Source organism: Liquorilactobacillus mali (assembly GCF_001437155.1).
Taxonomy (GTDB): Bacteria; Bacillota; Bacilli; order Lactobacillales; family Lactobacillaceae; genus Liquorilactobacillus; species Liquorilactobacillus mali_A.
In genome coordinates, this window is the sequence record NZ_JQAR01000038.1 from 8,560 (window position 1) to 9,257 (window position 698).

Consider the following 698-nt stretch of genomic DNA (forward strand, 5'->3'; position numbering starts at 1 on the left):
AATCACCGTCAACAATTTCTTATGAATTATCTCGATGTCAACCTTATCAGGCTGAATTAGCACAAACAGATGCCGAATACAAGCGATCATGATGTGGTCGGAAAACTAAGCTGAGCAATGAGTTAAAGCAAAAAATTCTCAACCATTTACGTCTAAGCTGGTCACCAGGAATGATTGCTCACGAATTTAAACTAGCTACTAAATCTATTTATAATTGGCTAAATCAGGGGAGAATTGGTTTCTCCTTGAATGATCTACCTGAACATGGCGTACGCCAACGGCGTAACGTTGACCAACGATCCAAATATAATCAATCTTTGGGGCGATCAATTGAACGGCGTCCCATGATGATTAATCAACGTAATCGCATCGGCGATTTTGAACTAGATACAGTCGTTGGTCCTCGTGGGCATAGTAAGGCAGTTTTATTAACTTTAATCGATCGAAAATCACGGTTCCTTTGGGCATACCGGTTAAAAGATCGGACGACAGCGACTGTTAATGAAGCACTAACTAAGTTCCTAACCACTTTTAATGGTCCGGTGCACAGCTTTACTGTGGACCGTGGCACTGAGTTTAGTGGGCTAGTATCACTTGAATCACAATATGATATTAAGACCTATTACTGCCATGCTTATACTCCAGCTGAACGTGGTAGTAATGAACGCTTTAATCGGAATTTACGTTATTTTTATCCT

1 pseudogene is annotated in these 698 nt (G+C 40.5%); it reads left to right on the plus strand.

Annotated features, from left to right (window positions below):
• Positions 1-698, plus strand: a pseudogene (locus IV36_RS11085) (IS30 family transposase); the annotation flags it as partial.